Raw genomic sequence first — 24291 nt, forward strand, 5'->3', positions numbered from 1 at the left:
AAGGTTCGGGGGCGGTGTATGCCGCCCCCTGATACGCAAATCTTACTTCGGCAGGTTCAGTTCCGATGAGATTTCCAGGTCGATCTCGTCGCTGACCGCCGGGATGAAGCGTGAAATGCCAAAGTCGCTGCGCTTGATGGTGCCGCGGGCATTGAAGCCGGCCTTCTTCTTGTCGTCGGCGATCTTGTTGAGTGTGACATCAAGCGTGACTGGCTTGGTGACGCCGTGCAGGGTCAGGTCACCGGTGACCTTGGCGGTCTTGGCGCCGGTCACTTCGACCTTGGTGCTCTTGAAGGTGGCGGTCGGGAACTGCGCGGCGTCGAAGAAATCCGGGGTCTTCAGGTGACCGTCGAGCGCGGCGACGCCGGTATTGATGCCGTCGATGGCGAACGAGACCTCGACCTTGGAGGTCGCCGGAGCGGCTTCGTCGAGCACGACCGTGCCGACGGCATTCATGAACTTGCCGTTCATGCGCGACAGGCCGCCGCCATGGCCCCAGAAGAAGGTCACCGAAGTGTGGGTCGGTTCGATATTATAGGTCACCGGCGCGGCAAAGGCGGCTGTGCCGGCAAAGGCGAGGGCGACGGCGGAGGCGGCAAGTAGGGATTTGATGGCATTCATGGCGGGTCTCTCTCATCTGGGCATCGGCGCCGAGGACAGCGCCGTCATCCGTAACAATAATAGTTACTGTTTGGCCTTTCAAGGGGGGCTTTGCGTACCCCCTGAAATTTTTCGCACGAGGATACGGCCTGAGAATTGAGTCGATCCTGTGGCGCAACCGTCCACATCCTTCGGTGGAGCGCGAAATTCGATCGCAAGAAAATGCGTTACGCGCCTTATAACCGTAACAGTGTCTCCTATATATCGGCGGCGATCCATCGCATCATCACCTGACCACAGAGAGGGTTTCCATGTCCCAGGCATCCGCAGTTCTCGAACACGACACCGCACAGATCAACATGTATGCGGCATCCGTACCCGTCGTGCTGAACGCGCTCAACAATCTCAAGAAGATCCTGGCCAAGGCCGAAGCCTGGGCGGCGGAAAAAGGCGTCAAGGAAGAGACGGTCCTCAATGCGCGCCTGGCGCTTGACATGCTGCCCTTCGCAAAACAGATCCAGCTCGCCAGCGACAATGCCAAGGGCGTGGCGGCGCGTCTGGGCGGCGTCGAGGTCCCAAGCTATGCCGACACGGAGAGCACCTTTGCCGAGTTGCATGAGCGCCTGCAAAAGACGATCGACTTTGTGAAGTCGGTTGATGCCAAGGGCTTCGTGGGCTCGGAGACCCGCCAGATCGTGATGAAGTTCCCGAACAGGACTTTTGAATTTACCGGCCTGGCCTACCTGACCGGCTTCGCCATTCCGAACTTCTTCTTCCATGTGACCACGGCCTACGCCATTCTGCGCCATTCGGGCGTGCCGCTGGGCAAGCCGGACTTCCTGGGCGGTTAAGCAGCGATTGTTGAAAAGAACCCTCCGGACACGAACGTCCGGAGGGTTTTGTTTATTCCAATGTCAGCCGCGTGACGTATTGATCGTCAGGCCGGTCTTCAGGGTCTTGGTCACCGGCGTACGTTCACAGACATCGAGCAGGCGCGCGATCTGCGCCTCATCGAGATCGCCGGTCAGGGTCACGACCCGGTCGATGATCTCCTTGTCCTCGACGCGGTAGAAGTGCAGGGCGACATCGGCGGCCTTGAGGTCCCAGCCCTTGCGCTCGGCATACATGCGCAACGTAATAGCCGTGCAGGCGCTCAAACTTGCGAGCAGCAGGTCATAGGGCGCGGGCCCGACATTCTTGCCGCCATTGTCGGACGGCTCGTCGCTGGTCAGCTTGTGACCGCCCGCGACGATTTGGGTGGCGTAGTCGTCCGTGCCGATATGAGCCGTGGCGCGGGCCATCAACCGTGAACCTTGATGGCGACCTCGGCGACCTTGCGGCCCTGATAGCGGGCGCCGTCCAGTTCATTGGCGCTGGGTTGGCGCGAACCGTCGCCGCCGGTAATGGTGGTCGCGCCGTAGGGCGAGCCGCCGGTGACTTCGTCGAGCTTCATCTGGCCGGCAAAGCCGTAGTTCAAGCCAACGATCGTCATGCCGTAATGCAGCATGTTGGTGATGATCGACAGCAGCGTCGTTTCCTGGCCGCCGTGCTGGGTGGCCGTCGACGAGAAGGCGCCGCCGATCTTGCCATGCAGTGCGCCACGTGCCCACAAGCCGCCGGTCTTGTCGAGGAAGGCGGTCATCTGCGACGCCATGCGGCCATAGCGCGTGCCGACGCCGATAATGATGGCGTCGTAATCGGCCAGTTCATCGACGGTGGCGATCGGGGCCTCCTGGTCCAGCTTGTAGTGTGACGCCTTGGCGATGTCGTCCGGTACGGTTTCGGGTACGCGCTTGATGATGGCTTCGGCGCCGGCTTCGCGCACGCCGTCGGCAACGGCCTTAGCCATGGTCTCGATGTGGCCATAGGCGGAATAGTAGAGAACGAGGACCTTGGTCATGGCTTGGTATCCTTTTGCTATAAGACGCGCGGGCCGTAACTAATTCAGTTACATATAAGATTGCAAGCTCGCTTTTCAGTGATCACAAGGATGTTAGGGGAGGCGGCTTGAAGCCCCTCACCCGATCGCCTTCGTTTCACTCGGCTCTCGTCCTCTCCCCTCAAGAGGGGAGAGGTGAAAAACAAAACGCCGCCCGTGGAACAGGCGGCGCTTTCATTTTGGGGACGCCTGACTTACTGGCCGCGAACGTTGAGCGTCTGCTGCGAAAGCGTGACGGTCGCTGTCTGGGTCAGGTCGGTGGCCGAATTGCCGGTCAGGACCTTGTACTCGCCGGCCTTGACCGTCCAGGTTTTGGAAGCCGAGTCATAGGTTGCCAGCAGGCGCGGATCGACGTCGAGCGACAGGTCCTTCGACTCGCCGGGCTTCAGGTCGACCTTGGCAAACGCCCCGAGGCGTTTGGGCGCTTCCCAGCCCGCATCCGCCGAAGGCGAGACATAGACCTGGACAGCGTCCTTGCCGACGACCTTGCCGGTATTGGTGATGCGCACCGACACCTTCACACCCTTGCCCGACGGCTGCGCCGACAGGTTGGAGGTGGCGAAGGTCGTGTAGCTGAGGCCGTGGCCGAAGGCGAAGAGGGGCTTCAGACCCTTCTTGTCGAACCACTTATAGCCGATGGCCGCGCCTTCGATATTGTAGTCGCTCATCGGGTGAGAGTCGTGGTCGAGCTTCGGATCGCCTTCCAGGACCGGACGTGGTGTCTGGGCCAGCGAGGCCGGGAAGGTCGCCGGCAGGTGGCCCGACGGATTGACTTCACCGGTCAGGACACGGGCTATGGCTTCGCCGCCGGCCGTGCCGGGATACCAGGCTTCGAGCACGGCACCGACCTTCGACAGCCACGGCATAACGACCGGGCCGCCGGTTTGCAGAACGACGACGGTCTTCTTGTTGGCGCGGGCGACCGTGTCGATCAGCTTGTCCTGGTTGTCCGGCAGGTTCAGGTCCGGCGCATCGATCGACTCGCCCGTCCACTGCTCGGCGAAAACCAGCACGACATCGGCCTTCTTGGCGGCAGCGGCAGCCGCCTTCAGGTCCTTGCCGTCGAGATAGGTGACGGTGGCCTGCGTGCGGGCCTGAATGCCCTTCATCGGCGAAGACGGATACCAGGTCTTCGGACCAGGGAAGCCTTTGCCGAATTCGTCGGCGACGGGCGAGCCGCCGACCGGATAGACCTGGCTGGAGCCGCCGCCGGACAGGACGCCGACATCGGCGTGGGCGCCGACGATCAGGATCGACTTGGCGGTCTTCGACAGCGGCAGCAGGCCCGGCGTATTCTTCAGCAGGACGATGGCTTCTTCGGCATCGGCTTGCGTGATCGCGGCGTGCGCCTTGAAGTCGATGGTCGCCGACTGGTCGCCCTTGACCGGATTGTCGAACAGGCCGGTGTCGAACATGGCCCACAGGATGCGGCGCGCCATGTCGGTGGCGCGCTCTTGCGAAACATAGCCGTTGTTGACGGCTTCGCGCAAAGGTCCTTCGAAATAGTTCGAGCGGTCAAATGCCCAGCCCGACTGCTGGTCCAGGCCCTGGTTGGCGGCCGGGATGGTCGAGTGGACGGCGCCCCAGTCGGACAGAACATAGCCCTTGTAGCCCCAGTCGGTCTTCAGGACTTCGTTGAGCAGCCAGTTGTTTTCGCAGGCATAGAAGCCGTTGACGCGGTTATAGGCGCACATGATCGAGGCCGGCTTGCCGATCTCGTTGGCGATCTGGAAGGCCAGCAGATCGGATTCGCGCGCAGCCTTGTCCGAAATCTGGTGGTCGATGTTGAAGCGGTTGGTTTCCTGGCCGTTGAAGGCGAAGTGCTTCATGGTCGAGATGACATTGTTCGACTGGATGCCGGCGATTTCCTTGCCGGTGATGACGCCGGCTAACAGGGGGTCTTCGCCGCCATATTCGAAGTTGCGGCCGTTACGCGCGTCGCGCATCAGGTTCATGCCGCCGGCTAGCTGGACATTGAAACCGGAAAGGAAGGCTTCGCGGCCGATCATGGCGCCGCCGGCGTAGGCGAGGTCCGGGTTCCAGGTCGCGGCCGTGGCGATGCCCGACGGCAGGGCGGTGCGTCCACGCGGCAGGTCGGCGGCCTTGTCGGCGGCCGGAACCGTCTGGGTGGCGACGCCGACGCCGGCATCGGTCTGCCACTGGTTCGGGATGCCCAGGCGCGGGATGCCCGGGACGAAACCGGCCGAGAAGGGCAGGCCTTCTTCAGGCACGGCGAAATTCTTGATCTTGTTGACCTGCCACGGCGCCTTGGTCGAGAAGTAGCCAAAGGTCAGCTGCAGCTTTTCCGCCAGGGTCATTTCCTTGAGGAGGAGGTCGACGCGCTGGTCGGCGCTGAGGCTCTTGTTCATCCAGGGACGTTCGGCCGGGCCATCGGTCGGCGCGGCCGCGGCCTTGGGGGCATTGTTCGTCGTATTGGTCTGCGCCACAGCGGCCATAGGGCCGAAGGCGATCAGGGCCGAGGCACTCAAAAGGGCGAGTTTGTTCAGGGTCATTCGGGCGTTTCCGTCTCTCTTATGGGGTCTATTCGGCGGCGAAATGGGCTGTTGACGATGTCATGGGATCGGCTGGACAATAGGTTCTAAGGAAGTCTGACAGCGCTGGCAAGGTTTGCACAAAACTCTGCAGTTGCGGCTTCACTTCGTTCAGCAAATGATGCAACTGGGCACTATCCAGCCGGTCGGTGAGGAAGTTGTAGCGATAGGGTCTGACCCCCATGCCTTCCAGCACCGAATACCACGACGGCTGGCGGAACAGCTCTTCCGGACCGGTTTCGCGCAAGGCGCCGGACGCACGGAAGACATCGAGCTTGGCCCGCAAGCTATCGGGGATCGGGTCCGACTTGACGCGCCGCCAGAACTCCGTGTCGTCGCGCTGCGTCACGCAATAGTGCAGGATGATGAAGTCCTTGATCTCGTCGTAGTCATTATAGATACGGCGGTTGAAATCGGCCTGCAGGGCCGGATTGAACGACTTGTCCGGGAAGTAGCGGAAGAAGAAGTCGAGCGTGCGGTAGACGAGGTGAATGGCCGTCGATTCCAGCGGCTCGATAAAGCCTGAGGCCAGGCCCAGCGACAGAACGTTCTTCGACCAGACCTGCTTGCGGATGCCGGTTGTGAACGGCACGATCATCGGACCGGCCACGACCTTACCCTCGACCTGGCTGAGAAGGGTCGCGGTCGCTTCGTCATCGGAGATATAGTCCTTGCAGAAGACGTAGCCGTTGCCCGAGCGGTGCTGGAGCGGGATGCGCCAGCGCCAGCCATAGTCCTGCGCTTGCGCAAGCGTATAGGGGGCGGGCTCACCTACGTTCTCGGTCTGGCAGACGACGGCGCGGTTGCACAGAAGCTGGTCGGCCCAGCTTTCGTATTCGACGCCCAGGGTCTTGCCAATCAGAAGCGCGCGGAAGCCGGTGCAGTCGACGAACAGGTCGCCGCTGATCTCCTCGCCGGACTTGAGCACCAGCGAGCGGACATTGCCGTTGGGCGCCTGGTTGACGGTTTCGATCAACCCCTCGGTGCGGATGGCGCCGAACTTTTCGGCGTGGCTTCGGAGATATTGCGCCACCAGCTTGGCGTCGACGTGCAAGGCGTAGTTGGCGGAGGCGATCGGCGTGCGCGGCGCCTTCTGCGGCAGCATGAACCGGCCCTCAGCCGCCATGACCGAGGCGGGGGCGAAGTCCTGGAGCGCACTGTCATGGCCTTCGAGCCTGGCCTTCAGCCAGCAGTGGTAGAAGTCGTTGCCCTCTATGGCCGCGCCGATCTGGCCGAACGGGTGGAAGTAGCTGTGGCGCCTGGTCAGCCAGTTCTCGAAGCGGATGCCGAGCTTGAAGCTGGCTTGCGTCTTCTGGATGAAGTCCTGTTCGTTGATGCCGAGATTGGCAATCAGGCCCAGGAAGGGCGGGATGGTCGATTCGCCGACGCCGATCGTGCCGATCTCTTCCGATTCGATCAGCCGGACGCGGGCGCCAGGCATGTGCACGGCGAACAGGGCGGCCGCCATCCAGCCGGCCGTGCCGCCGCCGCAGATGACGACGTCGCGGATCTCGTTCGGATCTTTCATCAGGCTCTCTGGCATTTGCGGTTCTTTATGCGGAGACACGGTGTCCTCCTGAAAGGCGATTGCAATGGTCAAGGAAGGCACGGTGCGGAGGCGCGGCCTTTACCGTCGCGTCAATTTCCTGGCGGATATGCAGCAGGCGCGAACGCACCTCGGCTGGCGTCAGTTGCCCGACCGCGGGATCGATGCTGTCGGGCCAGACATCGAAGCCGGCATAGATGGCCAGCCAGGACGCCGGGTGGAACATCTCCCAGCGGTAGCGGACAAAGTGGCCGCGGCGCTGATAGAGGTCGATCTTGCGCTGGAGCGTATCGGGCAGGTCCATGGCGGCGGCCTCTTTCCAGAAGTCGCTGTCGCCGCGCTGATTGAGCTTGTAGTGCAGGATGATGAAGTCGCGGGTCCGTTCCATCTCGCGCTTCGCCATGTCGTTATGCTCGTCGACCAGCATCTCGTCGAAGCCATCAACGGGCAGCAGCATCTGGAGACGTTCGATGCCGGTCTGGATGAGGGCGATCGAGGTCGACTCCAACGGTTCCAGAAAACCGGAACTCAATCCGACGGCGATGCAGTTCTTCTCCCAGGCCTTGGCGCGCCGGCCTGGACGGAAGCGAATCACGCGCGGCTCGGTGATAGGCTTGCCGGGCAGGCTGTCGGCCAGAACGCCGATGGCTTCGTCGTCCGACATGTGGGCCGATGCATAGACGTGGCCGTTGCCGGAGCGGTGCTGCAACGGGATATGCCATTGCCAGCCCGCAGGGCGCGCCGTGACGTCGGTATAGACATTGGGAACGCTGACGCGCTCGCTCTGCTGGGCAACGGCGCTGTCGCAGAACAGCCATTGGCCGTAATCCTCGTAGCCGACGCCCAACGCCTTCCCGATGAGCAAGGCCTGGAAGCCCGAGCAGTCGATGAACAGATCCCCCTCGATTGATTGGCCATTGTCGAGGTTAAGCGACGTGATGTGGCCGTTTTCAGGGTCGAGCGTGACGTCCTTCAGCACCGCATCGATATGTCGGACGCCGCGCGCTTTCGCGAAATCGCGCATATGGTTGGCGAACAGGCTGGCGTCGAAATGCAGCGCCCAGTCGAACTGGGTATAGGAATCTATGGTCGGCGAGGGCAGGGCGAATTTGCCGGCCTTGGCCAACGCCGCGCCCATGGCGAAGTCGTCGAGGTCCTTCAGGCCGAAGGCGTCGCGGTACTGGTTCCAAAAGTGATGGAAGCCAACGCCGCCGAAGTCGTGGCCGAAGGCGCCGAAGGGATGGATGAAGCTTTCGCCTTCGCGCTTCCAGCCGTTGAAGCGGATGCCGAGCTTGCACGAGGCCTGCGTGGCGGCGATGACGTCGTAATCGGTCATGCCCAGAGCCGCATAGAAACGGCGCAATGTTGGAATGGTGGCTTCGCCGACGCCGATCGTGCCGATGGCCAGCGATTCGACCAGAGTAATCGCGATCGGTGTATTGCGGTAATGGTTAACCAGAGACGCGGCGGTCATCCAGCCGGCGGTTCCCCCGCCCAGAATGACGATACGAGACAGGCGCCTGTCGCCCCCGATGCTTGCCATAACACTCCCCGAGCGTTTCACTGTGCGCGGTCCGGTCTGACGCCTGATCCGCGAAAGGTCTGTAGTTGCGCGTCCTCGAACGCGCTGCGAAAAAAAGCTCCCGTGCAAAAGTCTTAAGCCATTTTGCACGGGAGGGAAATCACGTCCCCGGCAAGGGGCCCGAGACCTGTCAGTTGGGGAAGACAGAAACCAATGGGGCGGAAGAACCACGCCCAACATGTTCCTGGACCGCATATCCGGTACGTCCACACCCAGGGAGCAATGTTCGCAGGCGGATATGGGACTTCTGTGCGCGCCGGTCCCCGCCGGCTTCGCAATCTCTTAGGTGACACCGGATGCGGACCTGCCGCATCCGGCGCCGTTTCAGCTTACCACTTGGCGCGGACGCCCAGGGTGTAGCGCGGTTCGAACTGGTTCTGGAACGCGTACTGCTTCGAGTCGCCGAAGTGATAGTTATACGTTTCCGTTTCGCCCGTGACGTTCGAGCCGTTGAAGTACAGCGACACGCGGTCGGTGACATCGTAGGTGGCGTTGACGTCGATGAAGTTGGTGGCTTCGGCGAAGATCGGAATCTTCGAGTTGTCCACCAGGCTGGCGATGTTCTGCAGGCGCTCGCTGCGGTAGTTGTAGGCGACGCGGATCTGCAGCTTGTCGTCCTGATACCAGCCGATCAGGTTGAACTGATCGCGCGAGTTATTGAAGAAGGGCAGTTTTTCGCCATCGAGGCCGACATCGCCGGATTCGGACGGCGAATAGGTGTAGTTGGTGTCGACGCCCAGGTTGGACAGGAAGCCGCCGTCGACAAAGTCGGCAAGGGCGATCTTGGCGCCGAGTTCGAGGCCCTGGACCTTGCCGCTGTCGCCCTGGATGGGCAGGAAGATCGGCACGGCGCCGGCGGGCGAACCGTCGGAGTTGACGAACTGGCCCGGTGCCGACAGGATTTGGCCGCCGACGACGAAGCTCTTGATCTGCATGTCGAAGATGGCGGCGCTGAGGACCGAGCCGCGGCCGAGGTAGTATTCCGCCGACAGGTTGGTGTTGGTCGAGCGCCACGGATCGAGGTACGGGTTGCCGTTCGAGTTGGCCGAGGTGACCACGCGGCGCGGCGGGACGTGACCCGGATCGTCATTGGTGTTGATCTTGATCGAGCCGCCGTAGTTGCCCAGGTCCAGCGGCTGCATGGTCTTGGCATAGCCGAAGCGCACCTTGAACTGGTCGGTGACATCGGCATTGATGTTCAGCGACGGCAGGACGTCGGTGTATTTGCGGTTGGTGACCGTGTCGCCGGTATCGGCATTGGTGTCGCCATAGGCCAGGGTGTCGCCAGTCACGTTCTGCTTGACGTTCAGTTCGGTCTGGATGACACGGACGCCGACATTACCCGAGAAGATGCCGACTTCGAATTCGCCCGAAGCGTAGACATTGTTCTCGTACATGTTGACTTCGTAGGTTTGGCCCGGAACCGTGATCGGAACCGCGCCGCCGAAGACCTTCTCGTGGAACGAGCGGACATCGTCGAAGTCCTTGGGATCGACGGCCCAGAAGCCCGGAATGCCGGAGGCGGTGTCGCCGCCCAGGCCTTCGACGAAGACGACATTGTTGAATTCGTCAATGCGCGTCGGCTTGTTGACCGTATAGCCCTGGAAGACCATGACGGCCGGGTTGGTGGCCGACGGCACCATTTCGCCGGCGGAGCACTGGCCCTGATCCATCACGACGTCGATGGCCTTCCACTGGGCAAGGCAGCCCGTGGCCGGAACCGGCTGGCCGTTGGCCTGGACGCCCTTGCCGGCATAGAAGTTCGAGAACAGGTGGAACTGTTCGATGTCGGTCGTACGCTGGCTGACGCGGACACCGGCATCGAGTTTGGTGAAGATACCCAGCGCCTTTTCGTCGAAGCGGTAATGGCCGTCTGCACGGGCCACGTTGAGCGTCGACGACGCATCGTTATTGCCTTCCGACGAGAAGGCGCCGACGCGGTAGGAGTTCAGGTTGGCCATGTAGTCGGCGGTCGTCTTGCCGGCGCCCAGGCCGCCTGCGCGGGCCATGACGTCGCCAAAGCCGTCGAACACCGCATTGCCGCCTGCGAAGTCGACGTGCAGGAGCGGGTTGGAGTTATAGCCTTCCGGGTTCGGGTTGAGGTAGCAGCCGCCGGCCGAACCGGTGATGGCGTTCGAGCGCTGAGAGGCCGGGAATTTCGAACAGATGTCTGCCGGATAGAAGGTGCCGCGCGAGCGGTCATCCGGATTGCGGAACAGAGTGAATTCACCCGGGGCCGCCGCATCATACTGCCAGTTCGACAGGTCGCCCTGGACCTGGCCGTTCATGCTGAGGCGGCTGGCGCGGGCGCTGATGAAGCGGGTTTCGGCAGTGAACTTGCCGCCGTTGTCGTACTTCAGCTCGAGGTTATAGTTGGTCGATTCCGAATTGTTGGTCCGGTTGACGGTGAACGAATTCAGCCACTGGGCGTTGATGTCGTAAGACGACACGTTCCACCACGGCGTGCCGTTCGAATCATCCAGGCCGGTATCGGTGTGCTCATCGGGCGTCAGCCAGGTCGCGAACGCGCCGCCGTCCCAGCGGTTGGAGATGTTCAGGCCCATGGCGCGATTGTGTTCTTCGAGCTTGGCGTAGAACACGTCGCCGGTCAGGGTCCAGCCGTCGTCCAGTTTAGCCTGGAACGACAGGTTGGCGCCGGTGCGCTTGCGCTGGATCGAGCGGTTGTAGACTTCGAAGCCGTGCGGCGCGATGAAGTTCTGCGGCTGGCCCGCGCCCCAGTCGTTCTGCGAGAAGACGCCGCCGCCGGAACCGGAGTAGTTGTTGCCGTTGGTCGTGTCGCCGATGGCGACGCTGGCCAGGATGCCGATACGGTCATTGCGCCATGAGGCGAGCCCGTTGACCATATAGTCGTTTTCTTTGGTGTAGTCGCCGCGCGAGGCTTCGGCCGCGCCCGTCAGGCTGAGGCCCTTCGGCATCTGGAACGGGCGGCGGGTCTGCAGGTCGATCGTGCCCGAAATGCCGGCCAGCGGCGTGCGCGGGTCGACCGACTTATAGACGACGACGCCGCTCATCAGCTGGGACGGCACGTCGAGGAAGTTGGCCTGGGCCTGGCCGATATTGCCGGCTGACAGGTACTGTTCCCCGTTCATCAGGGTGTAGGTCTGGCCCAGACCGCGGATCTGGACGCTGGCGCCTTCACCGGCTTCACGGATGATCTGGATGCCGGGCACGCGCTGCAGCGAGTCGGCGATGGTGGTGTCCGGCAGCTTGCCGATGTCTTCGGCCGAGATGCCGTCGACCTGGGCGATCGCCCGCTTCTTGATGTCGACCGCGCGCAACTGCGAGCCGCGCACGCCCTTGACGATGACAACCTGGTCTTCCACGGGCTCCGCGGCGGGCGCCGCCGTGTCCTGGGCGATCGCGCCCGAAGACAGCGCGAGCATGGAAACGCCCGAGCAGAGCAGCGTGCTGAACGCCAGCTTCAACGCCTTCTTACCATTAAGGTGTGATGACATGTGTGATCCGTCCCTAATCCTTGTCCGAGTTATTGCTTATGAGTCACCGTTCTTTGCCGGTGTGTACGCCTACTGATATCCCGGTTCCGCCTGTCGGATTGTCTTTCCGGACATATGGCATGTCATCGATGTCATTTATAATGACATTGATAAACATATGATATTATGAACATACCCTGCTATTTTTGCTGTTATGCTCGGTAAAATCGACAAAACCGGCATTGGCACACTTGGCGAATGGACAAAAAGATGTCAAGCATTTTGTCCATCGATGTCATTTGTAGGCATGAAATGTTCAGCTTTGTCTGTCAGGATGTTGCAAGCTTGCATCACATGGGGTTGCGTCTATAAAATGCACGTTATGGTGGTCGACCAAAGGGGCCATTGGCATGTTAGCGCAACCACGTTATGAATTGGTCGGCCGTTCCGGCACCGGGAGTTATAAAGCTAAATTATGTCGACCATCTATGATGTGGCCGAACTGGCCGGGGTTTCGGCAAAGACGGTGTCGCGTGTCCTGAATGAGGACCGGGCCGTCAAGGACAATACGCGCGAACGCGTCCTCGAGGCCATGAGCAAGCTCGACTACCGGCCCAACACTCAGGCCCGGTCGTTGCGCCTGGGCAAGACCAAGACGTCCGTCGGCATGCTGCTCGAAGATCCGGCCAGCGGTTATCAGGGCCGTTTCCACCACGCCATGCTGATGGCCTCCATGGAAACCGGCAACTACGTCGCCATGGAACTGTTCGAACACGGCCAGCCGGACTATCTCGCCGATGTTGACCGCTTCATCACCGACGCCCAGATTCGCTCGATGGTTCTCTTGCCACCGCTGTGCGACTTCGGACCGCTGAAGGCGCTCCTGAAGACGCGCAACATTCACTGTGTGCTGATCTCACCGACGACGCCCGACAGCCACTATCCTTCTGTCGCCATGGACGACCGCGTGGCTGCGCGCGATATCACGGACTACCTGCTGTCGCTGGGGCACACGAAAATCGCTCATATCGCGGGGCATCCCGACCACGCCGCGGCCTTGTTGCGCCGGCAGGGATTCCACGAGGCTTTCGACGCGTCGGGCCGCCCGCGGCCGCCAAAGGACTATTTCGCCGAAGGCCTGTTCACCTTCAAGACCGGCATTGCCGCGGCCGAAAAGCTGCTGAGCCTGCCGGAGCGCCCGACCGCCATCTTTGTCTCCAACGACGAGATGGCGGCGGCGGCCTGTTCGGTGGCGCACAGGATGGGGTTGCGTATTCCCGAAGACCTGTCCGTCGTCGGCTTCGACGACGCGCCGATTGCGTCGGCCATCTGGCCGGCCCTGACCACGGTTCGCCAGCCCTATCTCGACATGGCGCGTCGCACGTTGCAGATCCTCAATGCGGCCGGCGACACGGTGCGGGCCTCCGATATCCAGCCGCGCCACATTATACCGCACGAACTGATCGCGCGGGAATCGACCGCGCCCCTCAAGGGCTGAAAAACCAAAGGCGGCCTCCCGGGAGGCCGCCTTTATTATTTCCGGTATTTCGCCAGTATCAGCCGATCGTGACCTTACGCTCGACGCTGACGACACTGGGCCTGGGCATGGGATTTGGCGTTGCGCCAATATTTTGCACCTGCACGACGACCTTTCCATTCGGCAGAGCAACGACCTGCGTCTTGACCGAGATCATCGCCATAGGCTTGGCCGGTGGAGCAGGTGGCGCCGGAGGGGCTGGGAACGCGGCTGGCGCAGGCGGTGCCGCAGGTGCGGGCGGGGCGGGCGGTGCAGGGGGGGCAGCCAATGCCGGTTCGGCCGGAAGGGCGGGGACGGCAGGCGGTGCGGGCGGCTCAGGGACGTTCCACGTCTGACTGAACTCGCCTTTGCGGAACTTGGCCTCGATCTTACGGGCGATCTTTTCCGCCTTGCGGGCTTCGCGCTCCGCGTGCTTCTGGATCGCTTCCGCGTCAATGGCTCGCGCCGCGGCGGCACGTCCCATGATCTCCGCGTGACGGGCCATGGCTTCGGCGTGCTGCGCGTGCGCGGCGGCGTTGTCCTGGGCGATGCGGGACTGGGCGTCCAAACGGTCGGCGGCTTTGCGCATCTGCTGGGCCCGGACGGGGTCGGAACCCTTCAGCTGCTCGGCCTCGCGGCGCACATCTTCGGCAGCCTCGGCCAGACCTTCAATTTGCGCGCGGGCGATTTCTTCGTGATCGATGTGGGGCTCGAGGTCGGCGACCCACGTCCAGGTCGAGTCGCGATCGCCTTCGTCCTCTTCTTTTTGCGGGCTGGCCATGATCAGGCCCGACCAGAAATCCTGGGGCTCGACATCGCCGGCGGTTGCCTCGGCAGCGGGGGTTTCGGGGCCCGCGACTTCGGACGTGTCGCCCAGGGCGAGGCTCGACGCCAGGCCGGACGAACCTGTGACCGATTCACGCGACTTGATATTGCAGATCTTGGCCAGGGCGCCGTCCGTGCCGGCCACGACCTGGGCGGCGGGGATGGCCAGGGCGGCGAGGGTGATCAGGACGACCGGGGCGGCCAGCAGGGCCGGGCGCGATGCATTGCGCGGTGACATGGGTTGAGCTCCTTTCGGCGTATCGCCCAGGATCCGGCGGACGCGGGACAGAAGGGTCGGGCCGGAACCATCGCCATTGAGGGCGACGGCGAGATGGGGCGTCGTGCGGCGTTGTTCTTCCAGGCGTAGCAGGGCGGTGGCGTAGGTCAGCGGGTCGCTGCATGAGCGCACGGCCGCATCGTCACAGGCCAGCTCGCGCTGCTCACGCAAGGTCCGGCCCAGCCACCAGACGGCGGGATGGTAAAAGAAGAGTGTCTCAAGCACGGTCTGCAGCAGGTTCCAGGCGAAGTCGGCGCGGCGGATATGCTCCAGTTCATGGGCCAGGACGGCGTCGATCTGATCGGGTGACAGCGTCATGACGGCGGACACCGGCAGGTAGACGATCGAGCGGAAGATGCCGACGACGAACGGGCTGTCGATGCCGGGATGCATGCGGATATGGACGTTGCTGAGCCCGAGGATGCGGGCGGCGCGGGCAAAGCGGGCGGCCAGAGCCTCGGGCACGGCTTGCGCCTTGGCTTTGAGACGATGGATGGCCCACAGTCCGCTGAGTGTACGTGAAGCAAGGAACAGAACGCCCAGGGCCCAGGCGGCATCGATCCACGGCAGCAGGCTCATCGGGTCCAGGCTTTGCGGCATGATGGCGGCGCCGGCGGCGACAGCCTCCTGGCTGAGAGCCGTTTCGCCTCGGCTGAGCCGTACCTGCTCCCAGGCGAAGGTTGCTGTCGCTACGGCCGCCATGGCCAGCATGGCGGCGAGGCTGACCGCATATTGTACGCGGGGGCGGAGGCCGGGAAGGGCGGCGGACACCAGTTTCGCGGCCAGGGCGATAATGGCGCCCTGCCAGCAGAAGTGCAGCAGGGTCAGGCCCAGCGCCTGGAATAGAATTTGAACCTGTTCAACCATGGTCAGCCTCTCTTGACCGTATTGATCTTGGTACTGATCTTACTTGGACTTCGCAGCGATCAACGCGCGTATCTGCTCCAGTTCGTCCTCGCTGGCTGGCTGCAGCGACAAGGCGTGCATGGCCAGGAGTGCTGGCGAACCGGAAAACAGCTTTTCGCTCAGGTCCTTCAGCAGTTGCGTCTGCATGTCGGCTTCGCGCATGGCCGGCGAATAGATATGCGCCTTGCCGGCCTCCTCACGCTCGACCAGGCCTTTTTCGGTCATGATCTGCAGCGTCTTGAGCACGGTCGTATAGCCCGTGGCGCGGGTGTCGCTGAGGACGTCGTGGATGTCGCGCACGGTCGCGGGGCCCTTGGCCCACAGGACGCGCAGAATTTCCAGCTCGGCCTCGGTCGGCTTTTTCAGCGGTGCATGAGTAGCAGAAGATAGTGTCATGGGATACTTATACGAAGGACTTCGTAACGAGTCAACGAAGAACTTCGTAGATCGTCAGAATGGCAATAATGTGTCACGGATTTTTTACGCCCTCTTGTGGCCTTCCTCATCGCCTTGCGATGGGGTTGCGTCTTAGCCTCAAGGCCATGAACGTCATCCGTTTCGACAGCCACGATTACCGTCAGCAGGCCCGCGAGCAGGGGCTGCGCTATGTCACCGATACGCGGCCGGGCTATACCCGCCGGCGCTTCGGCAAGCATTTCGCCTATTTCGATTCAACGGGCGAACGCATCCGCGACGATGACGAGATCATCCGCATCCGCAAGCTGGCCATCCCGCCAGCCTACCGCAATGTCTGGATCTGTCCGTTGAAGAACGGCCATATCCAGGCGACGGCGCTCGATGCCAAGGGGCGCAAGCAGTACCGCTACCACCCCGACTGGCGTGCCGCCCGCGACGCCACCAAGTTCAACCATATCCTGGCCTTCGGTGAGGCGTTGCCGCGCATCCGCGCTATGGTGAAACAGCATATGGCGCAGCGGGGCCTGAGCCGCGACAAGGTTCTGGCGACCGTCGTCGCCCTGCTGGAAAAGACCCTGATCCGCGTCGGCAATGACGAATATGCCCGCAAGAACCAGTCCTATGGTCTGACGACTTTGAAGGACGAGCACGTCGAGGTCACCGGCTCGACCTTGCGCTTCCGCTTCAAGGGCAAGTCCGGGAAGGAGTGGAACCTCAAGCTCAGCGACCGGCGCATTGCCCGCGTCGTGGCGGCCTGCGCCGATATCGAAGGGCAGGAGCTGTTCAAATATGTTGATGAAGAGGGACGGGTGCGCGATGTCTCTTCGGGTGACGTCAACGCCTACCTGCGCGAAATCAGCGGCCAGCCATTCACCGCCAAGGACTTTCGCACCTGGACGGGGACGGTCCTGGCGGCGATGGCGCTGAAAGGGTTGGAAGCCTTCGACACGCAGACGCGGGCAAAGAAAAACATCGTTGAGGCCATCGAGGCCGTCGCCAAACGTCTGGGCAACACGCCAAGTGTTTGCCGCAAATGCTATGTCCACCCGGAAATCCTGAATGCCTATCTTGATGGCGATCTGGTCTCGCAACTCGGGACCGCCATCGACGAAAGGATGGACGATGAAGGCCTGAGCGGTGACGAGCTGTGTGTCCTCAGCTTCCTTAAAAGCCGTCTGGAACCGCGTGCCGCCGCGGAATAGGCTGAAATTTTATCAAAAACTTATTTTGCATGCGGCCTAAGTCGCGCTACGTCGGGATATGACCGACGGCGTCATTCCAGGCGACGCAAGGCAGTTTCTTTTGCGCAATATCGATTCGGTGGCGCAGTGGGAGGGGCTATTGTGGCTGCGCGGCCATCCCGATAGATCTTGGGATGCGGCGGATGTCGCACGCCATCTCTATATCTCCGAAGGTGAAACGGCGGTGCTGCTCAACGGCCTGGCCGAGCGGCACATCCTGGCCGTCGAGGACGGCAAGCTTTATCGTTACGCGCCGGAAAAGCCCGAGACGGACGCACTCATCGGCGTGTGCGCCGACCTTTACCGGCAATATCTCATTCCGGTGACGAAGATCATCCATTCGAAACCCAAACGCGTCCAGGCCTTTGCCGACGCCTTCCGGATCAGAAAGGACTAGGATGGCCGCCATTATCTATGCCCTGTGCGCGTTGATGGCCTTTGTCTGCGCCTGGCTCCTGCTGGCGGCCTATTTCCGCAGTCGCTATCGCCTGCTGTTGTGGGGCGGCCTGTGCTTCTGCGGCATGACGGTGTCGAACGCGCTTCTGATGGTCGACAAGGTGATGCTGGGGCCGGAAACCGACCTGTCGATGGTCCGGCACGTCATCACCGGCATATCGCTTCTCATCTTTCTTTATGGCCTTATATGGGACACGGAATAGCATGAAACTTATGCTTCTCGGCGCCACCGCCATGGCGTGTTTCACCATAGCGCTCCTGCTCGCCCGGTCGTGGACGACGACGCGCGACCGCTTTTTCCTGTTTTTCGCGGCCGCCTTTGTGGTCGAAGGCATAGACAGGGTTGTGCTGGGGCTGACGCAGACAAGCGACCAGAGCCCGCTGATCTACCTGATCCGGCTGTTCTCGTTCCTGCTGATCGTCATTGCCATCATCGACAAGAACCGGTCGATGAAAGGAAGTTAGGCGCCGCTTACGCGTCCATATGGATGTAGTTGAGCACATCCGGGTTGTTGGCCACGGCCGCCATCAGCACCTTGTTCAGGTCGATCTGGGCATTGCGCTGGTCCATCTCGCCGCTGCGGTATTGCGAGGTGACGCGGCGCAGGTAGGCCCTGAGCGCCACCCGGTCCTCATCGCCAAGGCGCAATGATGTCTGCGATTCGATCTGGTCCTGAAGGCCGGACACCACCCGATCTTCGGATTCGCTGCTGTCGAGCATCTGCATTTGCTCGGCCAGATAATCACGGCGGGATTGCTGATTCATGCCATTGATCGGCGCGGGAATCGTGTCGGTCGTCATGGGAGCCTCCGTCCTGAAAACTGCATTAAGCGTCTCATCAATGCCGTGGCGCCGCAACAAAACTCGTTTCACATGCGCGGCATCTCAATTCGCCTGAAAAGTGAATTCACAATGGCTTGATCCGATGCTTATTCATCGGCGTCAAGGCCCGCACCGTCATTTTGCAACGGGGCTGTTACGGTTGCACCAAATGTTTGTGTGGCGCGATACTATCCAAAAACCGCTGCACACTTTTTGGATATCGCTTGAGAGGAGCAATCGCCATGGCCACTGCCACACAATCTTCCGGTAACAACACCGCCATCATCATTCTTGCTGTCCTGATCATCGCTGCCCTGGCTGTCGGCGCCGTATTCATGATGCAGGATAACCGTTCCGGCAGCGAACGCCTGGGCGATGCCGTCGAGGCCCTTCCGAACGGCGTCGACAATGCCGCCGATAAGCTGGGCGATCAGTCGCCGGCCGAAAATGTTCAGCGTAACGCCGAAAAGGCCGTTGACCGGGTAAACTAAAATCCCGCTACACATTCTCGTGACGACGCCGGAGACATCCTTTGTCTCCGGCGTTTTGATTTGCCAGCCTTTTGATTTGACCTCGATGTTGACGCATGCGTAAATTTCATCACTTGACTTGATTTGTTGCAAAAGATACGACTTCTGAAAAAATATACAGGTCAGAAACACAGGGATGCCAATGCCGACCACTTCCGCCGGCCGTAACTTCCGTGACGCCCTGGCGGCCGAAAAGCCGTTGCAGGTCATCGGCGCCATCAATGCCAATCATGCCTTGCTGGCCAAACGCGCCGGCTATCGCGCCATCTATTTGTCAGGTGGCGGCGTGGCGGCCGGATCGCTCGGCATGCCGGACCTGGGCCTCAATACGCTCGACGACGTGCTGATCGATGTCCGACGCATCACCGATGTCTGCGACTTGCCGCTCATGGTCGATATCGACACCGGTTTTGGGCCGTCAGCCTTTAATATCGAACGCACGGTCAAGGCGTTGATAAAGGCGGGCGCCGCCGCTTGTCATATCGAGGACCAGGTCGGCGCCAAGCGTTGTGGTCACCGTCCCGGTAAGGAGATCGTACCTGCGTCCGAGATGGTCGATCGTGTCAAGGCCGCGGCCGACGCCAAGATCGATCCCGACTTCTTCCTGATAGCCCGCACCGACGCGATCGCGGTCGAAGGCATCGATGCCGCCATTGAGCGCGCCATAGCCTGTGTCGAAGCCGGGGCCGACGGCATCTTCGCCGAGGCCGCCCACGACCTCGATACCTACCGCAAATTCGTCGATGCCGTGAAGGTGCCGGTCCTGGCCAATATCACCGAATTCGGCAAGACGCCCCTGTTCACGCGCGATGAACTGGCCTCCGCCGGCGTCGCCATCCAGCTCTATCCGCTGTCGGCCTTCCGCGCCATGAACAAGGCCGCCGAAGCCGTCTACGAAGCTATCCGCCGCGACGGCCACCAGAAGGCGGTGCTCGACACCATGCAGACGCGCGAAGAGCTCTACGACCGCATCGGTTACTGGGATTTCGAACACCGGCTCGACACCTTGTTCAGCGGCCAAAAATAACAAACAAGATGACCAGAGGAAATGAACATGGATACGGCAGGAGACCCCACCACGGGCTTTAAGCCCAAGAAATCCGTAGCCCTTTCCGGAACGGTGGCCGGCAATACGGCGCTGTGCACGGTCGGGAGGACGGGCAATGACCTGGCCTATCGCGGCTATGATATCCTGGACCTTGCCAACACGTCCGAGTTCGAGGAAATCGCCCATCTGCTGGTCCACGGCAAGTTGCCGAACCGGGCCGAACTGGCGGCCTATAAAGCCAAACTCAAGGCGCTGCGCGGCTTGCCGGCGGCAGTCATGGCGGCGCTGGAAAGCCTGCCGGCTTCGGCCCACCCCATGGATGTGATGCGCACCGGCGTGTCGATCCTGGGCTGTGTCCTGCCGGAAAAGGACGATCACAACACCGCCAATGCGCGTGACATCGCCGACCGGCTGATGGCGTCCCTGGGTTCGATGCTGCTCTATTGGTTCCACTTCAGCCATCACGGCCGGCGTATTGAGGTCGAAACCGATGACGACACGATCGGCGGGCATTTCCTGCATCTGCTGCACGGGGAACGTCCACGCGAGTCGTGGGTCAGGGCGATGCACACCTCGCTGATCCTTTATGCCGAGCATGAGTTCAATGCCTCGACCTTCGCCGCGCGTGTGATCGCGGGCACAGGATCGGACGTCTATTCGTGCGTCGCCGGGGCTATTGGCGCCTTGCGTGGTCCCAAGCATGGCGGCGCCAATGAGGTCGCCCATGACATTCAGAAACGCTACGACACGCCTGATGAAGCCGAGGCCGACATCCGGGAGCGCGTAGCCCGCAAGGAGGTCGTGATCGGTTTCGGCCATCCCGTCTACACGACCGGCGATCCGCGCAACAAGGTTATCAAGGAGGTGGCGCGGTCATTGAGCCGTGAAGCCGGCAGCCTCAAGATGTTCGACATCGCCGAGCGGCTGGAGACGGTGATGTGGGGTATCAAGGCGATGTTCCCGAACCTCGATTGGTTCAGCGCCGTCAGCTACCACATGATGGGTGTACCGACGGCAATGTTCACGCCATTGTTCGTCATTTCCAGAACGTCCGGATGGTCGGCGCACATCATCGAGCAACGCCAGGACGGTAAGATTATCCGCCCCAATGCCAACTATACCGGCCCCGAAAACGTGCCGTTTGTTCCCTTGGATCAACGCCCGTAAGCCCCTTACCCTATCCCTCTCCCCGCACGCGGGGAGAGGGGACGACACCGCGTCCGTCGCTACAGAAGGCTATCCATGTCTGCCCATATCTCCAATGTCCGCCCCGAACCCGATAGCGTGCTGGTCGATATCGCCGACTATGTGCTGAACTATGAGGTCAAGTCCGACCTGGCCTATACGACGGCGCGCAACTGCCTGATCGACACGATCGGCTGCGGGCTCGAAGCGCTGGAATACCCGGCCTGCACTAAGCATCTGGGCCCGGTCGTGCAAGGGACGGTCGTACCCAATGGCGCCAAGGTCTTCGGCACGCAGTTCCAGCTCGATCCTATCAAGGCGGCCTTCGATATCGGCGCCATGATCCGCTGGCTCGATTTTAACGACACCTGGCTGGCGGCGGAGTGGGGCCATCCCTCCGACAATCTCGGCGGTATCCTGGCGGTCGCCGACTGGCTGAGCCGCAATGCGGTCGCGGCCGGCAAGGCGCCCCTGACCATGCGCGATGTCCTGACCGCCATGGTCAAGGCGCACGAGATCCAGGGCTGCATCGCTTTGGAAAACAGCTTCAACAAGGTCGGCCTCGACCACGTCATACTCGTCAAGGTCGCCTCGACCGCTGTGGTCGCCGAGATGCTGGGCCTGACGCGTGATGAGATCATCGATGCCGTGTCATTGGCCTGGGTCGACGGACAAAGCCTTCGCACCTATCGCCACAGTCCCAATACCGGGTCGCGCAAGTCTTGGGCGGCGGGTGACGCGACTTCACGTGCCGTGCGTCTGGCCCTGATGGTGCAGAAGGGTGAGATGGGTTATCCCAGCGTCCTGACCGCCAAGACCTGGGGTTTTTACGACGTATCGTTCAAGGGCCAGCCGTTCAAATTTCAGCGTCCCTATGGCAGCTACGTCATGGAAAACGTGCTGTTCAAGATCAGCTTCCCGGCCGAATTCCACTCACAGACCGCCGTCGAAGCAGCCATGACCTTCCACGCCAAGCTGGCCGAATTAGGCAAGACAGCCGACGATATCGCCAGGGTGACGATCCGCACGCATGAGGCCTGTGTCCGCATCATCGACAAGAAGGGGCCGCTCAACAATCCGGCCGACCGCGACCACTGCATCCAGTACATGGTCGCCGTGCCGCTGATCTTCGGCCGCCTGACGGCGTCGGATTACGAGGATTTTGTGGCCTGCGATCCGCGCATCGACGCCCTCCGCGACAAGATTTCCTGCGTCGAGGAACCGGAATTCACCCGCGATTATCACGACCCGGACAAGCGCTCGATCGCCAACGCCATGACGATCGAATTCCATGACGGCACCAAGACCGACGAACTGCGCGTCGACTATCCGATCGGCCATCGCCTGCGCCGCGCCGAGGGCATTCCCGTACTCGAGGAAAAGTTCCGCCAGAACCTGAAACGCCGCTTCCCAAAGAAACAGCAGGACCGCATCCTGGCCGTCAGTCTCAATCAGTCGGCCCTTGAGGCCATGCCTGTAAATGAGTATGTCGATCTCTATGTGATTTAGAGGATCCGACATGGCCGTGCAGGCGGAGGTCGAGGACGATATCGAGGCCGAAGTCCGGGCGCGCGGCGAACTCTACCGCTATGAGCTGATGTCGCGCTCGGCCTATGCCGCGTTCCGTGTCGATGAGATCGCCCTGGCCGGCAAGGGTGGGCGTGTGCTGTATCTGAGCGGTGTGCATTTCGCGTCGGAAAAACCGCTGGCAGTCGAACAGAGGCTAATCAACCTGACCCTCCTGCCGGACGCCGAGACCGCTGATTTCTCGCGGACCTCTCCGGGTCATTGGCTGGCTCAGACCGTGAGGGCCACACATGCGGAGATGCATATCTCCGCCGACCTGGCCGATCCGGAAACCCTGCGCCTGTTGAAAGCCGAAGGGCCCCTGGCTTGCCTGATGGTGCGGCGCCGAGTCCGCAAGGACGGACACGGCATTACCTCTGGAGTGCAGGCCTTGATTGGCGACAGCTATAAGCTGACGCTCCGCAGCTATTCCGCGTCGAATCCGCCGCCAGCCGAAGCATAGAGGTTGATCAGGTTGATGGCGCGGACAAGGCGCACACCGATCTGAGCCTGTTGCGCGCCGTAAAGCGTGCGTTCGGCATCCGTCAGTGTCAGTCGTGAATCGATGCCTTCGCGGAAGCGCTGCTGTGCCAGGCGATTGCCGTCGGCGGCCGCCGCGACAACCCGGTCCGTGGCGGCCAGACGCTCATCGATGGTGGCGCGCACGGCGAGCTGATCCGAAACATCGCGGAAGGCGGCCTGGACTGCGCCTTCATACTGGGCCAGGGCGATATCGCGGCTCGTCCGGCTGGCGCGGAGGTTCGCCAGGTTGGCGCCGCCGGCAAAGATCGGCACCGAGATCGATGGCGCGAATGTCCATGTATCCGTGCCGTCGAACAGGCCGTCGAGGTCGCCGGACGCCTTGCCGACTGAGCCGGTCAGCGAGATGCGCGGGAAGAGGGCGGCGCGTGCCGCGCCGATGTCGGCGTTGGCGGCCTTGAGGCTGTATTCGGCAGCCAGGACATCAGGACGCTTCAGCAGGATGTCCGACGGCAGGCCCACCGGCAGATCAGCCAGCACGGCGTTGTCCGGGAAGGTCGATGGCAGGTTATCCGCCGCCACTTCCGAGCCGACGAGAAGACGCAGGGCATTGCGATCCTGCTGGACCTGGGCAACCAGGGCGGCGACATCGGCGCGGGCTTGCTCAGCGAGCACCTCGGTCTGGCGCAGGGTCAGCTGATCCGACGCACCGGCTTCGAAGCGCTGACGCATCAGCCCCAGGCTTTCGTCACGCAGGCGCAGGGTTTCACGCGACAGGCGCAACTGGTCTTCATCGGCGGCCAGGGCGAGCCATGAAGACGCCACGGCGCTGATCAGGCTGATCTGTGCCGCCTTGCGGTTTTCACCCGCGGCGAAGAAGCGCTGCTGCGCGCCGCGGCTCAGCGAGCGAACCCGGCCGAACAGGTCGAGCTCCCATGACGCGCCGATATCGGCCGTATAGGATTCGGTTTCGCCGATGGGAGCACCGGTGGCCGGATTGACCGAGCCGGTATCGCCGCGGAAACCGGAGACCGTGCCCTGGAACGCCGGGACCAGGCTGGCGCGCTGGATACGGTATTGCGACCGGGCGCGCTCGACGTTCAGTACGGCGACGCGGAGATCGCGGTTGTTCTCCAGCGACTGGGCGATGACGGCTTGCAGGCGCGGGTCGAGGAAGACCTGGCGCCAGGCGAGCGTTTCCGCCGATGCGCCAGACGACACTTGCGCGGTCGGGAACTGGCCGGGCACTGGTAAGGCGCTGCGTTCATAGCGCGGCGCCATGGTGCAGGCGCTAAGCGTTAGGGCGCCGGCGGCGGCCAGAAGGGTGATTTTGACGGTCGGGGTCAT

Annotated in this window: 22 protein-coding genes; 11 read left to right on the plus strand and 11 right to left on the minus strand. The window is 62.0% G+C overall.

Going from position 1 to position 24291, the window contains the following annotated elements:
• Window positions 1-42: 42 nt before the first annotated feature.
• On the minus strand, window positions 43-621 hold the full coding sequence (locus J2X24_RS18305) for a YceI family protein (protein WP_209724799.1): 579 nt from the start codon (window positions 619-621) through the stop codon (window positions 43-45).
• Window positions 622-911: 290 nt separating this feature from the next.
• Here J2X24_RS18305 and J2X24_RS18310 point away from each other — a divergent pair, with 290 nt between their 5' ends.
• Complete coding sequence (locus J2X24_RS18310; protein WP_209724801.1) at window positions 912-1451, plus strand: DUF1993 domain-containing protein; 540 nt, start codon at window positions 912-914, stop codon at window positions 1449-1451.
• Between the two features lie 63 nt (window positions 1452-1514).
• On the opposite strand, the gene J2X24_RS18315 is transcribed toward J2X24_RS18310, so the two are convergent.
• From J2X24_RS18315 to J2X24_RS18340, 6 genes are all read right to left on the minus strand, one after another.
• Complete coding sequence (locus tag J2X24_RS18315; protein WP_209724803.1) at window positions 1515-1901, minus strand: OsmC family protein; 387 nt, start codon at window positions 1899-1901, stop codon at window positions 1515-1517.
• Window positions 1901-2500 carry an NAD(P)H:quinone oxidoreductase gene (gene wrbA, locus J2X24_RS18320; RefSeq protein WP_209724805.1) on the minus strand — a complete coding sequence of 200 codons (600 nt, stop codon included), beginning with the start codon at window positions 2498-2500 and terminating at the stop codon, window positions 1901-1903. The genes J2X24_RS18315 and wrbA overlap by 1 nt, the downstream gene beginning before the upstream one ends.
• Window positions 2501-2733: 233 nt before the next feature.
• On the minus strand, window positions 2734-5052 hold the full coding sequence (locus J2X24_RS18325) for a beta-glucosidase family protein (RefSeq protein ID WP_209724808.1): 2319 nt from the start codon (window positions 5050-5052) through the stop codon (window positions 2734-2736).
• Window positions 5053-5080: 28 nt separating this feature from the next.
• Window positions 5081-6619 (minus strand): tryptophan halogenase family protein, encoded by a 1539-nt coding sequence (locus tag J2X24_RS18330; RefSeq protein WP_209724810.1) that lies wholly within the window; start codon window positions 6617-6619, stop codon window positions 5081-5083.
• A 25-nt stretch (window positions 6620-6644) separates the two neighbouring features.
• Window positions 6645-8180, minus strand: coding sequence for a tryptophan halogenase family protein (locus J2X24_RS18335; RefSeq protein WP_209724812.1), 1536 nt, complete (start codon window positions 8178-8180; stop codon window positions 6645-6647).
• A 368-nt stretch (window positions 8181-8548) separates the two neighbouring features.
• Window positions 8549-11695: a TonB-dependent receptor gene (locus J2X24_RS18340; RefSeq protein WP_209724814.1), complete on the minus strand. Its 3147-nt coding sequence runs from the start codon at window positions 11693-11695 to the stop codon at window positions 8549-8551.
• A 454-nt stretch (window positions 11696-12149) separates the two neighbouring features.
• Between J2X24_RS18340 and J2X24_RS18345 the strand changes: the two genes are divergently transcribed.
• Entirely contained in the window at window positions 12150-13172 is a 1023-nt protein-coding gene (locus J2X24_RS18345) for a LacI family DNA-binding transcriptional regulator (RefSeq protein WP_209724816.1), read from the plus strand.
• Window positions 13173-13230: 58 nt separating this feature from the next.
• Here the strand turns inward: J2X24_RS18345 and J2X24_RS18350 are convergent, their stop codons facing one another.
• Window positions 13231-15159: a M56 family metallopeptidase gene (locus J2X24_RS18350; RefSeq protein WP_209724818.1), complete on the minus strand. Its 1929-nt coding sequence runs from the start codon at window positions 15157-15159 to the stop codon at window positions 13231-13233.
• Window positions 15160-15198: 39 nt separating this feature from the next.
• Window positions 15199-15594 (minus strand): BlaI/MecI/CopY family transcriptional regulator, encoded by a 396-nt coding sequence (locus J2X24_RS18355; RefSeq protein ID WP_209724820.1) that lies wholly within the window; start codon window positions 15592-15594, stop codon window positions 15199-15201.
• Window positions 15595-15713: 119 nt separating this feature from the next.
• Between J2X24_RS18355 and J2X24_RS18360 the strand changes: the two genes are divergently transcribed.
• The 4 genes from J2X24_RS18360 to J2X24_RS18375 are packed head-to-tail and all read left to right on the plus strand — an operon-like array spanning window position 15714 to window position 17777.
• On the plus strand, window positions 15714-16817 hold the full coding sequence (locus J2X24_RS18360) for a DNA topoisomerase IB (RefSeq protein WP_245344934.1): 1104 nt from the start codon (window positions 15714-15716) through the stop codon (window positions 16815-16817).
• Window positions 16818-16875: 58 nt separating this feature from the next.
• On the plus strand, window positions 16876-17253 hold the full coding sequence (locus tag J2X24_RS18365; protein WP_209724822.1) for a hypothetical protein: 378 nt from the start codon (window positions 16876-16878) through the stop codon (window positions 17251-17253).
• Between the two features lies 1 nt (window position 17254).
• A complete protein-coding gene (locus J2X24_RS18370) occupies window positions 17255-17515 on the plus strand; it encodes a DUF5985 family protein (protein WP_209724824.1) in 261 nt (86 codons plus the stop codon).
• 1 nt (window position 17516) lies between these two features.
• Entirely contained in the window at window positions 17517-17777 is a 261-nt protein-coding gene (locus tag J2X24_RS18375; protein WP_209724825.1) for a DUF5985 family protein, read from the plus strand.
• Window positions 17778-17784: 7 nt separating this feature from the next.
• Here the strand turns inward: J2X24_RS18375 and J2X24_RS18380 are convergent, their stop codons facing one another.
• Window positions 17785-18114 carry a hypothetical protein gene (locus J2X24_RS18380; RefSeq protein WP_209724827.1) on the minus strand — a complete coding sequence of 110 codons (330 nt, stop codon included), beginning with the start codon at window positions 18112-18114 and terminating at the stop codon, window positions 17785-17787.
• Window positions 18115-18377: 263 nt separating this feature from the next.
• On the opposite strand from J2X24_RS18380, the gene J2X24_RS18385 reads away from it, so the two are divergent.
• From J2X24_RS18385 to J2X24_RS18405, 5 genes are all read left to right on the plus strand, one after another.
• On the plus strand, window positions 18378-18626 hold the full coding sequence (locus tag J2X24_RS18385; RefSeq protein ID WP_209724829.1) for a hypothetical protein: 249 nt from the start codon (window positions 18378-18380) through the stop codon (window positions 18624-18626).
• A 181-nt stretch (window positions 18627-18807) separates the two neighbouring features.
• Window positions 18808-19692, plus strand: coding sequence for a methylisocitrate lyase (prpB, locus tag J2X24_RS18390; protein WP_209724831.1), 885 nt, complete (start codon window positions 18808-18810; stop codon window positions 19690-19692).
• Between the two features lie 27 nt (window positions 19693-19719).
• A complete protein-coding gene (gene prpC / locus J2X24_RS18395) occupies window positions 19720-20880 on the plus strand; it encodes a bifunctional 2-methylcitrate synthase/citrate synthase (protein ID WP_245344935.1) in 1161 nt (386 codons plus the stop codon).
• 75 nt (window positions 20881-20955) lie between these two features.
• Window positions 20956-22407 carry a bifunctional 2-methylcitrate dehydratase/aconitate hydratase gene (locus J2X24_RS18400; RefSeq protein WP_209724835.1) on the plus strand — a complete coding sequence of 484 codons (1452 nt, stop codon included), beginning with the start codon at window positions 20956-20958 and terminating at the stop codon, window positions 22405-22407.
• Window positions 22408-22417: 10 nt separating this feature from the next.
• Window positions 22418-22927 (plus strand): UTRA domain-containing protein, encoded by a 510-nt coding sequence (locus tag J2X24_RS18405; protein ID WP_209724837.1) that lies wholly within the window; start codon window positions 22418-22420, stop codon window positions 22925-22927.
• Here the strand turns inward: J2X24_RS18405 and J2X24_RS18410 are convergent.
• Complete coding sequence (locus J2X24_RS18410; protein WP_209724839.1) at window positions 22891-24291, minus strand: efflux transporter outer membrane subunit; 1401 nt, start codon at window positions 24289-24291, stop codon at window positions 22891-22893. The genes J2X24_RS18405 and J2X24_RS18410 overlap by 37 nt on opposite strands.

Origin of the sequence: Asticcacaulis solisilvae, from assembly GCF_017875235.1 — a bacterium.
Taxonomy (GTDB): Bacteria; Pseudomonadota; Alphaproteobacteria; order Caulobacterales; family Caulobacteraceae; genus Asticcacaulis; species Asticcacaulis solisilvae_A.